This is a genomic window from Mesorhizobium sp. M1A.T.Ca.IN.004.03.1.1 (assembly GCF_003997555.1).
Lineage (GTDB): Bacteria > Pseudomonadota > Alphaproteobacteria > Rhizobiales > Rhizobiaceae > Mesorhizobium.
This window is the reverse complement of the sequence record NZ_RZTV01000019.1, coordinates 22839-37253: the sequence shown is the minus strand read 5'-3', so window position 1 is coordinate 37253 and position 14415 is coordinate 22839. Positions and strand designations below refer to the sequence as shown.

At 59.1% G+C, this 14415-nt stretch carries 11 protein-coding genes and 2 pseudogenes; 4 read left to right on the top strand and 9 right to left on the bottom strand.

Translation table 11 applies throughout. From position 1 onward, the window contains the following. Window positions 1–243 precede the first annotated feature (243 nt). Window positions 244–516, bottom strand: a complete 273-nt coding sequence (locus tag EOD29_RS29310; protein WP_199489650.1) for a hypothetical protein — start codon at window positions 514–516, stop codon at window positions 244–246. A 1173-nt stretch (window positions 517–1689) separates the two neighbouring features. Between EOD29_RS29310 and EOD29_RS29305 the strand changes: the two genes are divergently transcribed. Both EOD29_RS29305 and rpoN read left to right on the top strand, forming a co-directional pair. After that, on the top strand, window positions 1690–2223 hold the full coding sequence (locus tag EOD29_RS29305; RefSeq protein ID WP_063169380.1) for a peroxiredoxin: 534 nt from the start codon (window positions 1690–1692) through the stop codon (window positions 2221–2223). Window positions 2224–2291: 68 nt separating this feature from the next. Further along, window positions 2292–3725 (top strand): RNA polymerase factor sigma-54, encoded by a 1434-nt coding sequence (gene rpoN / locus EOD29_RS29300; protein WP_063169381.1) that lies wholly within the window; start codon window positions 2292–2294, stop codon window positions 3723–3725. Here the strand turns inward: rpoN and EOD29_RS29295 are convergent. The 6 genes and pseudogenes from EOD29_RS29295 to EOD29_RS29275 form a co-directional block, all read right to left on the bottom strand. Continuing rightward, window positions 3722–4348, bottom strand: a complete 627-nt coding sequence (locus EOD29_RS29295) for a nitrogen fixation protein NifQ (protein ID WP_063169382.1) — start codon at window positions 4346–4348, stop codon at window positions 3722–3724. The two genes, rpoN and EOD29_RS29295, sit on opposite strands and share 4 nt — an antisense overlap. Further along, entirely contained in the window at window positions 4335–5387 is a 1053-nt protein-coding gene (locus EOD29_RS29290; protein ID WP_063169383.1) for an LLM class flavin-dependent oxidoreductase, read from the bottom strand. The genes EOD29_RS29295 and EOD29_RS29290 overlap by 14 nt, the downstream gene beginning before the upstream one ends. Window positions 5388–5525: 138 nt before the next feature. Next, complete coding sequence (locus EOD29_RS29285) at window positions 5526–7127, bottom strand: SDR family oxidoreductase (protein ID WP_063169384.1); 1602 nt, start codon at window positions 7125–7127, stop codon at window positions 5526–5528. A 148-nt stretch (window positions 7128–7275) separates the two neighbouring features. Continuing rightward, on the bottom strand, window positions 7276–7863 hold the full coding sequence (locus EOD29_RS29280) for a nuclear transport factor 2 family protein (RefSeq protein WP_050580531.1): 588 nt from the start codon (window positions 7861–7863) through the stop codon (window positions 7276–7278). Between the two features lie 138 nt (window positions 7864–8001). After that, window positions 8002–8124: pseudogene (locus EOD29_RS37445) on the bottom strand (ferredoxin); the annotation flags it as partial. A 29-nt stretch (window positions 8125–8153) separates the two neighbouring features. After that, complete coding sequence (locus EOD29_RS29275; RefSeq protein WP_063169385.1) at window positions 8154–9332, bottom strand: cytochrome P450; 1179 nt, start codon at window positions 9330–9332, stop codon at window positions 8154–8156. Window positions 9333–10819: 1487 nt separating this feature from the next. Here EOD29_RS29275 and EOD29_RS29270 point away from each other — a divergent pair. Continuing rightward, complete coding sequence (locus EOD29_RS29270; protein WP_063169386.1) at window positions 10820–12052, top strand: MFS transporter; 1233 nt, start codon at window positions 10820–10822, stop codon at window positions 12050–12052. A gap of 261 nt (window positions 12053–12313) precedes the next feature. Here the strand turns inward: EOD29_RS29270 and EOD29_RS29265 are convergent. Together EOD29_RS29265 and EOD29_RS29260 are read right to left on the bottom strand one after the other, a co-directional pair. Next, window positions 12314–13345, bottom strand: a pseudogene (locus EOD29_RS29265) (ChuX/HutX family heme-like substrate-binding protein); the annotation flags it as partial. Between the two features lie 51 nt (window positions 13346–13396). Continuing rightward, window positions 13397–13720 carry a hypothetical protein gene (locus EOD29_RS29260; protein WP_126066777.1) on the bottom strand — a complete coding sequence of 108 codons (324 nt, stop codon included), beginning with the start codon at window positions 13718–13720 and terminating at the stop codon, window positions 13397–13399. Between the two features lie 210 nt (window positions 13721–13930). On the opposite strand from EOD29_RS29260, the gene EOD29_RS29255 reads away from it, so the two are divergent. Beyond that, the gene (locus tag EOD29_RS29255) at window positions 13931–14251 is read left to right on the top strand and encodes an iron-sulfur cluster assembly accessory protein (RefSeq protein ID WP_029356570.1); all 321 of its coding nucleotides are present in this window, start codon (window positions 13931–13933) and stop codon (window positions 14249–14251) included. The last annotated feature ends 164 nt before the right edge of the window (window positions 14252–14415 follow it).

Genomic DNA, 14415 nt, shown 5'->3' with positions numbered 1-14415 from the left:
TCCACATGGCAGCCTAAAGTCAAAAACGCCTATCAGTCGCCTCGCCCTGATCGAGGACAACCTGTTGAAGCTCCACAACTAGGTCGTCCAGCATCACAGTGAACCGCGTACGTAGTATTTTGTCGTAGGCGGCATTCTGGATAGCCGGATACGGGCTCTTCACCCGCTGCACCACCGATTGCGGGATGATGTCGCGAGAAACATTCACGGATTTCGTGAAAAAAGTGTACCCGCCGAAGAGCCCTACTCGCGGGGGCGGTGCAGCACCACCTCGGTGTCACTGCTCGTGTTCATGCGATGGACTAGGCCGGCCAGCTGTTGACGCAGCTCGCGGTAGTTGTAAGTCTCACCCGTGTAGACGAGCACCAAGTCAGGTCGGCCATCCCCCTGGAGCATCCTCGGCTGGCGGCCGCCCTGGATATCGATGATTGCCAGGCGGTGGTGTCCCAGCGCCGCAGGCCCGCCGATCCAAGTCCCCTCGTCGTCCGGACCGTGGTTCGCTATGGTGGCCGTCATATCGGCAAGCTCCCTTCGCGCATCGGGACCTCCGAGGTCTCGATTGAAGTCGATCCATTCACAGATGCCGCACAGGTTATGTCGCCGCATTTGGGCGAAGCAGATATAAGGCCAGTGGGAAACCATCGAGGCAAAGTGACGGATCTAGCCCAGCTACGATCCGCATCCGACATTGTCGGACATCGGACAGCACCGCGATTCGCTGCATAGGAAGCCTGGAGTCGCGATTTCCCCTGGGGGAATCAGCGCATGAAAGGAGAGCTGGGTCGTGTCTGCCGAAATGAGAAATTGCTCCCCCTTATTGCATCACCGAGGAATGTTACCCAGCGCGATAGACGGACATGCCCTATCTCCCCCCGTTGCAGCTGAGGGAGATAGGGGCCAGCTCTTCATTCAACCCTCATGGAGGATGATCAGCCCAGCCATTTCCATGCGCCGGCCTTCACAAGCCGTGCACCATTCAGGTTCTTTTCCTTGAAGCGCGACGATCCTTGTCAGACGTCGCAACACTTGCTGCCGAGAGCACGAGCTCTTCCTCGAGCATGCCTTGATCTGCGCCTCGAACGGCTCGCACATGCTGGGTTTCAACGACTTCGCAGAGGTTGATATTCTGCAGTGACTTCGTCTCGCTGCTGCACGGCATTGACGCTGGGAGCCATGCTCGCGTGGCGCAATTGTGCTGAAGCCGGTGCCCACGGCAACGTTTCTTAACCCGCCCCAGATCCTGGCGTTTGGCTATTTCCGACATTCGTGTCCGGCTTCGGACAAAGGCCGGGTTTGCCGAACGGAGTCGCACCCAATTTCCAGTGCTGCTTGAGCAATAATATCGACCGGCATTACTGCACAACACGAAAGTTGCTGCAAAAACCGAAGTGAACCCAAGGCATCGGGTCAATTGGCATGGCGCTTGCGACTCGGTCGATAGAACGCAGTCAAAATCACGGTTGCAGACCATGCCTACCTCTCAAAGCTCGATAAAGCACGCGAGCAAAATTCCCCGTCTCCGCGGAAGCTCGTCGCCGTTAAACGTGCCTGCTCGGGGGCGGTCTTGCACAAGACCGGTCCGAGGCAACCACGCCAAGGCGCGAGGCTGCCGGAACTGTCGACCGAAGTCGATGCCGCTTCAGTTTAACCGAAAAATGCACCGTACCACTTTGGCCTGGAAGCAAATCAATGACCTATAGAAAGAACGTTCCTCTCGTGACCTTTCGCACGCGTGTTCGCGATGAGTCGATCGGGGGGCCAAATCCTTATCAGTGGGAGAACAAGACCTCCGACGATTATTTCGGGGGCAAGCGCATCATCCTGTTCTCGCTGCCTGGCGCCTTCACCCCGACCTGCTCGACCTTCCAACTGCCCGATTTCGAAAAACTCTATGATCAATTTCTGGAACTGCGAATTGACGCGATCTACTGCGTCTCGGTCAACGATGCTTTCGTCATGAATGCGTGGGGAAAGTCCTTGGGGCTGCAGAAGATCGAGCTGATCCCAGACGGGTCGGGCGAGTTCACGCGCAAAATGGGCATGCTGGTCGCGAAGGACAATCTGGGCTTTGGCATGCGCTCCTGGCGATACGCCGCTCTGATCGACGATGGCGTGGTGGAGCAGTGGTTCGAGGAGGAAGGCTTCTGTGACAACTGCGAGACGGACCCCTATGGCGTTTCATCCCCGCAAAACGTTCTCGACAAATTGAAGGCGGCGGCATGACCCAGAAGTGGAAAGTCTCACACAACCCAAGCACACACTAGAGCCTCCTCGGCAGATCACGGTTCAACATGCATCTCTCAGCAAGCCTGCTTCAACGCCAGAAGCAACGTATGGTCTTATCGCCTCAAGCCATTGAAGCTATTCGCTTGCTGCGATTGACGCATACTGAACTCCATCAGCTCGTGCAGCAGGCACTCGAGAAGAACCCCGTTTTGAAGCCTGACCCGTTTGACGACGATTCGCCGCTGCCAGGGGTGGATCAGCGGAGCAGTCAAAGCAGAAGCGAAATCGGCGAATCGCCCATTGGCGGGCCGTCTGGCGGGCGCGGGCAATGGAAGTCGCAACGCAGTAGCGGCAACGATCGACCTGCCGTCGAGGAGTTTACCGCCCACACCGAAACATTGCACGACCATGTCGCCCGCCAGGTCGCCCTCAACCCGTTCACCCCCCAGGAGCGGCTGATTGCCGGACAGCTCGCCGCTCATCTGGAGGACACTGGCTATCTTCAGGTAAACCTTTTCGATCTGGCCAGGACGTTAAACGTTCGGCAAGCTGATGTGGAACGGGTCATCGGAATCTTGCAGCAATTTGATCCGCCGGGCATTTTTGCGCGAACTCTCAGCGAATGCCTGGAGATTCAGCTGCGCCAGCAAGACCGGTTCGACCCGGCTATGGCAGCTTTGGTCGCCAATCTCGAGATGCTTGCACGGGGGGATTTTCAGGGATTGAAGCAGCGTTGCGGAGTCGACGAGGAGGATCTCCTCGACATGAGGAACGAAATCCGCGCGCTCGATCCCAAGCCTGGAGACCGGTTCCAGTCCGGGACGCCGGAAACCATCGTACCGGACGTCTGGGTAATGCCCAAGTCCGAAGGTGGATGGCGGGTGGAGCTTGATCCGGCCACGCTGCCCAAAGTGTTGATCAACCACACCTATGTCGCCGAAATCTCGCAGCTGACCAAGCAAAATCCGGAAGGCAAAGCGTTTCTCGACAATTGCCAGGAAAAAGGGAACTGGCTGATCAGCAGTCTCAAGCAGCGCGCTAAGACGATCCTTAAGGTTGCGACCGAAATCGTGCGCCAGCAGGATGCCTTTTTTACACACGGCGCCGCCCATCTGCGGCCTCTCTGTCTCAAAAATGTCGCTGACGAGATCGGCATGCACGAGTCGACGGTAAGCCGGGTGACTTCGAACAGGTACATGTTGACTCCGCGCGGGGTGTTCGAGCTGAAGTATTTTTTCGCTGCGCCAATCGCATCCTGCGAGGGCGGCGATGCGCACTCCGCCAAAGCTGTCTGCCATCGGATCAAGGCAATCATAGCCGAAGAATCGCTCGACAAGGTACATTCCGACGAAGACATCGTTGCTCAACTCAAGGAGACCGGCATCGATGTCGCTCGCCGTACCGTCACCAAATATCGCGAGGCGATGAACATCCCTTCCTCCATACGACGGCGCCGCGATAAGCGTTTGTCCGCAGCTGCGATCAAGCGAAGTGACTAACCGACATTCGTGGTCGGCGAGAGGCGACTCTCAACTTCCTCCGGGCCGAAGCAGCTTTCGAAGTCATGGCATTCCCCGCAACTGGGTGCTGTGCATGACGAAAAGCCTTCGGCCTCACACAGCTTGCGGTAAAAGTACTTTTTCCATTTCATGTTTTCTGTGTTGCCTGCCGCCAGCGCGGGAAAATGTCTGGCAAGCAGGCGGCTGAGCTCAGCGCGATTTGAGAGGCCAAGATCCCGCCAAAGATGGTCCATGCGCATCGCACGCCGGGCGATGATCTTGGCCAAGCGGGCGCTCGCCGGGTCGGCCGGCGCAGCATGCGCTAGCAGCAGCCGGCGTAGCAGTTCCTCTTCCAGTTCCGGCTCGGGCTCGCTCAACTCCTCCAAAGCGAATACGCTGCTGGAGGTAGACGGGAAAGTTGCGGCCAAGACATCACGCAATTCGACAGACGAAAGGCCTGTCCCCTCCGTCGCCAACACCTCGCCCGCCTGGACCTCCTCAAGCGAACGTGAATGTACGCAGGGCAGCACATGCTGATCGAAGCTCCTCCCTAGCTCGGACCCACGCCATTGCGCGCTGGATAGGCAGCCATCATCGTAACGGCCGGCTTCAGCTTCCGGCATGACAAAGCGCCTTGTTGACCGCAGGGATGATCTTGTCGCCCCAGAGCTCGATCTGGCGCAGCATCGTCTTTTGGTCGAAGTCGCCCAATTGAGTCTGAACTGCGATCTGGTCCGGTTTCAAGATATCGATCTCTTCCAGCAGGCGATCAATCACGCGATTTACGCTGCCAATCGGCAAATTTTTGCGCATGGTCTCGAAGGACAGATCCTGCTGGGTCGGTGTCTCCTGCAGCAGGTAGCCATCGTGGCTCTGTTGGCGACGCTGATGCAGGGCTTCAGAAAGCCGGCGCTGGAAGCGGGCATTGTCGAGATAGCTGTTGATCTCCAACTCGTCGTGGCTGGCATAGCAGCAGCGCAGCAGCGATATCTTGACGTCGGTGACGTTCTTTTCCTCGGATGCCGCCGCCCTCTCGACTGATTCACGCAGTGTGGTCAAAGTCTCTAAGCCGTCGTGGAAGGCTGTGACAAAAAAATTGTGCCCCTCGCGGTAGGCCCGAGCCATCCGTGCGGCTCCGCCAGCGATCCAGATAGGCGGCGTCGGCTGCTGGACTGTGCGGACCGAAATCGCTGTTGGGGGGATCTTCTCATACTGGCCGTCGTGTTCGAAGACGTTTTGGTTGAGGCCCTTGAGAATGATGTCCAGGTATTCCGAAAAGACGGCCGGCGCCTCATCGATGTCCACGCCGAACCGTTCGAACTCGAACTGCTGGTATCCCAAGCCTACGCCGAGCTCGAGACGGCCGTTCGCAACGATGTCGGCGAAGCCGATCTCGGACAGCAGGCGCTGCGGTTGGTAAAGCGGCAGCACGCAGACGGCAGTGCCCAGGCGAATCGTGCTTGTCAAGCCGCCGCAGTGCGCCACCATCATCAGCGGGGATGGTATGAGGCTGTAATTGTTGAAGTGGTGCTCAGCAAACCACGCGGTGTTGAACCCAGCCTGCTCCGAAGCGACGGCCTGTTCGATGGAGTTGCGGATGACGCTTTCTGAGGATTGGTGATAGCCACGCTGGGCGGCCAGAATGAAAGTGGCAAATTCCATGATTTCTCCTCGTTATAGACACGTCAGCCGACCGGGAATGTGCTCGGCATGCGCATGCTTGGATCTCAAGCACCTCAGGTGCGTCGTGGAGCCGAGGCTTCATAATGCTCGGCCGGTCGCCCTGCGAAGGCCTGGCAATTAACCTGCGGCCTCCGCAAAACATTCGTCATAGAGCTCGCTGGCGTTTCCCGCATCACCGAACGAGGTCCAGCCGCCGTCCACGTAGAGGATCGAGCCGTTGATGTATGAGGCGTCAGACGAAGCAAGGAAGAACGATGCATCTGCGACGTCTTCTGGCCGTCCCATCCTGCCCATGGGGATGCGTCGTCCGATTGCTGTCAGGTCGATGCGGCCGGCTTTGGCCAACTGAGCAAGTGCGGGCGTGCGGATGTGGCCAGGAGCGACGGTGGCTGTCCGAATTCCGACCGGCCCGAGTTCGGCCGCCATGCAACGGGTCAGCATATCCATCCCCGCCTTGGAGGCGCCGTAGGCATGGCGCGGCGCGAACGGCAGAAAGCTGTCGATCGACCCGAGATTGAGGATCACGCCGCCCGGGCGCATAGCCTTGATCGCTTCGCGCGCGCAGGTGAAGGCGCCGGTAAGGTTGACATCCAGGACGTGTTCGAGCTGTTTCGACAGTTGCTCGATCGCAGGCACAATCCTGTCGGCGGTATCAGCACTATTGACCAGAACATCGATATACCCGAAGCGTCCCCTCAGTTCTTCGAACATCGACACCACATCGCTCTCGACGGCCACGTCCAGCGATTTCGCCAGATGCTTGCCGGGGAGCGATGTAGCCAGCTCTGCCGCTGCAGTGCCATCTTTATCAGCAATCACGACGGTGTCGCCGTTCGCGGCAAAGCGGCGAGCGACGGCCGCGCCAATGCTTTTTGCGCCACCGGTGACGAGCACGATTCGCGCATCTGTGCATTCGGCCGGACAGGAGAGCTCGGCTTGGAGCGCACCATCCACCGGCGGGTGAGCATCCCCCGGCTGGTTGAATGACATCCAGCCTCCGTCGACTGCCAGCACCGAGCCGGTGATGTAGCGCGCCTGCGTGCTGCTCAGAAAACGCACGACCCTGGCGATCTCGTCGGGGCGAGCCAAGCGCCCCATCGGCACGCGGCGGCGTATCGCCGCGAGGTCCATTTTGCCAGCGCGTGCCAGTTCTGTGACCATTGGGGTGCGGACGGAGCCCGGCGCCACCGCCGTGACGCGGATTCCTCGCATAGCCCACTCGCATGCAAGGGACTTTGTCAACGAGATCACGCCAGCTTTCGAGGCTGCGTAAGCGTTGCGCCTGGGATTGCCGACCACGCCCGCCATCGAAGCCACATTGACGATCGCACCGCCCGGCTTCATGCGCCGCGCCGCTTCCCGGGCCATAACGAATGGCCCAATAAGGTTCACTGTCACGCCGCGTCGGAAGGTATCGACAGCGGTGTCGATGATCCTATCCATCGTGGGTCCAACCGCCGCATTGTTGATGAGGACATCGATTTGCGCGAACCGTGCTTCGACCTGGCCGAAAAGTGAGAGCATGTCCTTCTCTCGCGACACATCGCACTCCAGACCGACGTGCGGCGACCCGAGATCCCGAGCCAGTTCAACCACACCACTGCCCGGAAGGTCCACCGCAACTACAGTGTCTCCGTCCGCGGCAAGGATATCGACCAGGGCACGGCCGATCCCGCCCGCAGCGCCTGTGATGATTACGGTGCGTGCTGCCAGTTTCACGAGAGCTTCTCCACGATGACCGCTTGTGATCTCAGCCCATCAACCTTGGGCGGAATGAAGGGCCGAGCCAAATCGTTGCAGTGACCGCCAGTCGCGGCCCCACACAGATGTCGTTCCCGTAGGGCGCTCATCCTCCATTCCTACCCACTTATGCAGCTCCCAGTTGGGGACCCTCGACGCCATCTTGGTCGGTGGGGATGTGACCCTTGAGCAACTGGTAGATGGGATCGTCTGGATGTGGTGCTCCAATCGGCTGTCGCCGGCCGAACCTATCTGCCTCAAGAATCGCTGGCGGGATTTGCTCCTCAACCCAATCGTAGACGACTGTCCGTTCCGCAATTCGCCACTCGTCCTGCCTCTTCTGAAACAGATCGCAGTAACGGCCGCAAAGCAGCGTCTGACGTATTTCTTGGTCTGTATCCGGTCCGCGTTGCAGCGCGGTGAAATAGCTCTCGACCGCGGCCTCTGCTGAACTGATGAAGTCGATCAGGCTGTTCGTGATTTGATGGATGTTACGGTGCCCCGGCAGACCGAGAGCAAATTGGATGAAGTCCTCTGCCGGTCCGCAATAGGGACCGTGCCTGTCATACGCTTCGGGCCAGTATGCGCTACGCAGCGCCGCCTCATCGGCGCGGTCTATCCCGCGGCAGTACCGATACAGGCAGTTGCGGATCGCCTCTCGGTCACGCAGTTCGGTAATTTTCGCGTGGTCGACAGGGTCTGTCGCGAATTGTATGATTGTTTTGTCCTTCCCGATGCCAGTCTGCACTTTGCGTGTGTCTCTCTCTACAACTGAGTTAGCGGGGGGCTCGTCAACTTCCAGAGCTTGTTCGGGGCAGGCTCGTACCCCTTTTGAGGCAAGCAGTTGCTCCCCATCGGCAACATCAATATCACCGGGCAAGATGTAGCCGGCGTCATCAAGCTTGAAGACTCTCGGCGCCCGCGCCCAGCAGCGCGCATGACCCTGGCATCTGGCTTTATGTACGACGACACGCATAGCGAACTCCAATGTCGTTGGCTGAAACTTCAGGACCATTCCAGGATCAGATTCTCGATCCCGAACACATGGCCGCCGAAGGTGATAGGTTCAGTCCCTGTCTTGATCCGAAAGGCTGGGATGCGCGCCAGCCACTCCTCCAGGCCAATGACAATCTCCCGCCGGGCAAGGTGTGAGCCAAGACAACGATGGGGACCATAGCCAAAGGCAGCGTGCCGGTTGTCCTCGCGCGCCAGATCGATCTCATTCGGGCATTCGAATTCCGCCGGGTCACGATTGGCAATCATCGTGGCACAGGAAACATAATCTCCCTTGCGGATCGGCGCGCCTTTGAAGTCGACATCCTTCGTTGCCACTCGGATCATCTGAATGGTCGAATAGGCGCGCAGCAATTCTTCCGCAGCGACGGCAATCCGGTCAGGTTCGCTTCGTAGCAATTCCTGATCTTTGGGGTTGCGCGCGAGATGGGCCAAGTCGAAGCATATGGCTGCTGAGACCGTGTCGAGTCCCGCGACGAACACAAGCACGCCGATGCCACGGACTTCTTCGTCACTGAGCAGACGACCCTCGACCTTTGCCTTCACGATGAAGGTCATGAAATCATCGACCGGCTCCTTGCGGCGCTCGGTGGCAAGTTCGTCGATGAAGGCCACGATCGTCCGGGCTGCGGGTGGTCGTTGCTCCTTATCGCCGTGGAGCAGATCTCTAGCCCAGCCGACAAATGTTTCTAGTCCGTTGTCCGAAAGCCCAATAAAGCGAAGGAAGATATTGACCGCGAACGGAACTGCAAAATCCTTCATGATGTCGCAGCTCGTGCCTGATGCGGCGATCCTGTCGATCAGCTTGATCGCTCGTTCCCGGACAGCCGGCTCCAATGCCATTACCCGCTTTGGCGAAAGCAGCGGATTGAGCAGTGAGCGAAAAACACCGTGGAATGGCGGATCGAGCTCAAGCGGGATCATCGGCCAGCTCTCGCCGAGCACAGAGGCGAAGATGCTGCGATGGCTGGAAAACGTTTCGGTGTCCTGCAGCACCCGGCGCTGGTCGCTCGCGCGAGTGATGACCCAGGTACCCCGACCGTCGCGCGTGTTGCTGGTTGAATAAAAGATCGGAGGCCCGGCATGAACGCAAGCAACCGCTGCATGCGGATCCCCGTTAGCCGTCGGCAACATGCCGGGCGACGTAAACAGGTTGAAGTCCCTCACCATTTCGGGCGGGACATGATCTGGAACCGGCCGCGATTTAACCGCGCCAGAATCGAGAGACCGTTCATGAGATGCTGTCGGCATTTGCATGCAATCGTCGGTGCAAGCTCCGTGCCGAATTCGTCTTTCGATAATCCTTGCCGTTTGCTGGGCAACAGGTGGCGCCTGCGCTGACTTGCTGGTCGGGATTGCAACATTCTTGTCCAGCGTCGGACACAGAATGTAGAATGCTAGACAGCGACTTGGAGCAACTCAACTGGTGGGATCGCTAGCCGATCATGTGCCCGGGGAGCATCCAGTTCGAAAGCTTGCGCTAAGCGGCTTGGTGACTTGGCCGAGGTCACCAGGTGGAAACGACCAACACTTGGGGTGAGCCTAGTGGCGCTCCCCTCGATGATGTCTGGCGGGGTGGTTAGCCGCCTCCGTAGGACAAGATCAGTCTACACGAATGGACTATAGCCTCTCCTCGCATGCCTCATTGGCCGTCCTTCAGAGCCGGCCACACGAGCTTTTGTCTTTCAGCAGGGCGTTTTTCTCGCCAGCTACAGAGCCACACCGACGCCATTAATGAGCGTCCAGTCGACGGGTTGGATGGCCCTGTCCATCTTGCCCAGCACCTTGGCTTAGCATTTGCCGGTGCGGCGGAAGCCTTCAAGACGCAGTTCTTGACCTTCTCCAGATCAGCCTCGGATGGATATCGGCAAGGGTTCAGCTCGTCCTTTTGAACTTGCGCATCTTCGTGTTGGCCAACCCCAGGCCGCCCGACATATTTGCGGTCTATCCGGCACCTCAACTTCGAACAACCTTGCGGCAAGCTCTTGGGATAGCCCACGCTCGTGCCTCCACCACCCGCTCAGCAGAGCCAGATTTGTCGTTGATGGCACGGAACTTGCGGAGTCATTCGCAGATGCGTCACGGACCGAGAGTGTCGTCCCATGAATTCGATCACCAAAAAGGCCGCCCGACGTTGCTGGGACCGCCTGCAATTACCTTATCCCAGAATTGGGAGCAACGGCTTCAAAAGGGATAACTCATCACCTCAATTTTGTCGATCGCGCGGCCATCGAACCGCAGCCATCGATCAGACTTCCGCCTCGTTGCACTCATTGCGACCGCCTTGGTGCTTGCGACAACCGCTCAATTCTGGCTGCCAGGATAACCACATATGGCGACGGAACTTCCTGCTTCAAAGCAATATAGAGATCGTCGATCATCCCCCCATCAAGGCCTCGATCGAGGACACCGCGTTCGGCTTGCTTGGTTCGCAGTGAACAGACCGCACTTCGACGAATGCGATCGATGCGACCGCGCCGAGAACTCTCCCGCATTGTCGACGGTTGGGTCCGTCGGCCCTCCGATGAGGCCTCGGATGCGTCGGGCTCCGAGGCCTCGACTGATGCCGACTGGCCGCCGCCGGAAGGTCTCGCGGCTTTGATCCCCGGCGATGTAGCCACCCCTGCTGCAACAGCTCCTAGCCGGAGAACTCATTCATGACCGAATCGGCGACAGATTTAGTGGACGCGGCTTTGTTCGACCGAGATCGGCTTGACCCAGAAAGTCCCTATCAACGTTCTGGCCCTGCATGGGGTGCCATCATTTCGCTTTCCTTCGGCACCTTCGGGCTTGTGACGGCAGAGTTTCTGCCCGCCAGCGTTCTGACACCGCTCGCGCATGATCTCCGTATCACCACGGGCACGGCTGGACAGGCGCTAACAGCGGCCGCAATCGTCGCGGCGATCTCGGCACCGATAATCGCCATCGTGACAAAGCGTCTGGACCGCAGGGTCGTCATCTGGGCGATGACGCTCCTGCTGATCCTGTCGAACGTTCTGGCGGAGGTTGCGGGGTCGCTGCCGGTTTTGCTGGCGGCACGCGTCGTCCTTGGCATATCGCTTGGTGGTTTTTGGTCAATTTCGGCAGCGTTGGCGATGCGGCTGGTTCCAAGTCACCTCATGCCGCGCGCCATGTCGGTCATCCTCACCGGCGTTTCTGTCGCCTCCGTCTGCGCGGCTCCAATCGGCGCTTATGTCGGTGACATTTGGGGATGGCGAGCCTCGTTCAAGGTCGCCGCAATCGTGAGTGCCGTTGCGCTGCTCGTGCAACTCGTAACCATTCCGCCACTGCCTCCGATCGAAGTGCGCAGATTCCGCAGTCCGCTGGATGTCGCGAAGAATCCGGCGATGAAGGTTGCGGTGCTAGTCGTGCTATTGGTCGCTTCCGGCCATTTTGCCAGCTTCGCCTACATCCGCGCCTTTCTCGAGAGCGTTCCTGCGCTCGACAAGAAGTCAATCCCGCTCGTGTTCCTTGCTTTTGGCACGGCCGGCGTCTTCGGCAATTTAGCCGGCGCATTCCTCACCAAACACAGTCTCAAGGCGGTCGCGGCCCTGCCGCCCCTGCTCATTGCCGTAGCCGCTGTCTCGCTCCTGACCATGAGAGCATCGGCCTTGACCTCGGCAATTGCAGTTGCCGTATGGGGCTTTGCTTTTGGCGCGGTCCCGGTCGGATTGCAGACATGGATGGTGCTACGCGCCGCTCCGAAACAGGCCGAGAGCGCTGGTGTACTGATGGTCATAACCTTCCAAGTGGCCATCGCAGCCGGCACAACTTGCGGTGGCCTATTGGTGGATCACACGGGTATTGCCAGTGTCTTTGTCTACAGCGCGGTTGCCACGTTCCTCGCTGTCTTGACAGTATTTTTGCTCGGCCCGAACCGCAAAACCTGACCGCCTGGTGGGGAGTGACGGTCGGCGGCGTTCACGCTATTGTCACCTCTGAGCTCGGCCCAAAGGCCGCGGCTTCGTCGTAACCATGCGGTCGATGGGGCAGCGCCAAATTGCTTCCTGCTCATCGCGTTGCGATAATACAGCGCGCTTATTGCGTCATCGTGTCCCCGGTCTCGGCTTCAATGCCCGGCTACTGGCTGCGGAGGCAGATGGGCGCCGGCGTCCCACCGACGACGATCGGTCTTTTCTCATGTAGCTGTCGGGGAAACGAGGCAGGTTTTCCGCCAGAACCCGCCAGTCGTCGCGCTCGCGTTCGCCTTCCTTGCGCGCACCGAACAACTGGATGATGATCTTGCCGTCGGACCCATATGCTTCGAGCGAGGTGACGTGACTGTCATTGGTCGGCTTGCGCACGGCCCAAACCTCACGGATTTGGTGGGTCCTGAGATGCAGCCGGAACGTTTCGTCCAGCACATGGATGCACGGCCCGATCTGCTTGACCGACTTGATTAAGCCGGAATGGGTCTGGATAGAACCTCGGTTGCCGACGAAGCACATGATCGGCAATTCGTCTTCGGCCGCACGCTGGAGCACGGCGCCAACTGCGGCATTGTCGAGCAGCCAAGCGTAATCCTGGCCGACCATGCGCAAAGCCTGGCAGCGGCTGAGCTTGAGCGTCTTTAGAAGGTTGACGTCAGTCAGCCGGCTCCAGTACTCGCGTAGGTCGTCCACCGTGCCGGCCCAGTCCGCAGTCCTCGCGCCCAGGTCGGCTACTCTCGCCTTAAGCGACATGGTCGGCTCCTGGTTGGCGGATACGAGCTCGGCCACCAGCTTTCGATAGGCATGAAGGTTGGAGACCGGCCTGAGATGCACCTTATGCACTGCTGCGCCGGCGGCGTCGAAGAATTGCAAACTGCGCTGGATTCCGCCGCGATGGCGCCTTTCAACAGCGAAACCATACCTCCAAGCCTGCGGGAAGACGCGAAGGTCGAATTCGTCACCAAGGACCATGGCGTGATTGTTGCCGGTTATCACTCTGTTGAAGACGCCAATCTTTTCGTGCACGGCACCTTGATTGCGGGTCAGCGCCGTCACTTCGCCCACGAATTCGAGGCCCGTCAGAAGGTGATTGACGCGCGGGTCGATGCGTGCCGCGCCGAAACCGCAATGGGCCGCGACCAGTTCCGCTTCCGAAATGGCCAATTGGGCGGCGAAATCACGCGCGGGAATGTTCGGACAGACTTCCCACGCACGCCGGATTTCGTTGGGCGACCGCTTCTTGCGCTGATCCATGTTTTTACCCCTGCCCCGTTCTTCTTTTGACGATCGATCGAAAAACGGGCCTCAGGGATGTGCACGGCGGACGCGATCGATCGTCAGGCACATGCCAGTCGAATCCTGTCTCCGGGCGGTCAGCGGCCAATCGCCGGTAGCGAGCGATTGTTGGGTGGTCGGCGCCAATCGGCCGATCGAGCATTCGGGTACCACCGGCGGTGCTGCTTTCCCACCAAGGCGGGTCTGATGGATCATATTGCTTTCCTTCGTTCTTCGATTGCGAGGGCAACCCAAAGGTGAATCGGCCGGCAATTTTGCCGCCGCAACGAAGGCTTCACAAAAATCGTGCCAGTTGCTCCGCGGCAAGCTCTGAACATCTTTGGCTCTGTTCATTGCTTTACGCGTGAGTGCATCGCGAACTCAGGCGCCCTTCCTGTGACGCGGACGCGACAAACCCGACAGTAAGTGTCGGTTGTCGGACGTCTCCCCAGCAATCGAGCATAAGAGACGTCGGGATGTCCTACGGTTTTTGACACGTCTTCCCTTTGGCACGGTCCATGCGAGATGATCCACGAAAACGCCGGACCGAGGAGAAATCGAGCCATGATTACGCTCACCGACAACGCTGTTGCCGCCATCAAGGCCGCTCTTTACCGCGCCAGCGAGCCGGCGGAAGGATTTCGCATCATGGTCCATGCCGGCGGCTGCGCCGGCTTCCAATACTCAATGGGCCTGGAGAGCGTCTCACGTGAGGGCGATGCGATCATCGAGCGAGATGGGCTCAAGGTGTTCATGGATAGAGGCTCCCAACCCCATGCCGCCGGCATGACCGTGGACTTCGTCACTGGGCTCGAAACATCCGGCTTTGTTTTCGATAACCCCAATGCGCGTGAGACGTGCGGCTGCGGCAAGTCCTGCAAATGATTGCGAGGGAACAGGCTATGTTCGACTATAGCGACGCCAAGGAATACTGCGTCGAACCGGTAACCGCCGGCGCTCTGGAACCGGCCGACACGCACTGTCGGCCCGGAACAATTGCGTTCGGTGATGCACCAAATCGCGATCATCGATCGTTGCCGTGGGCAAGC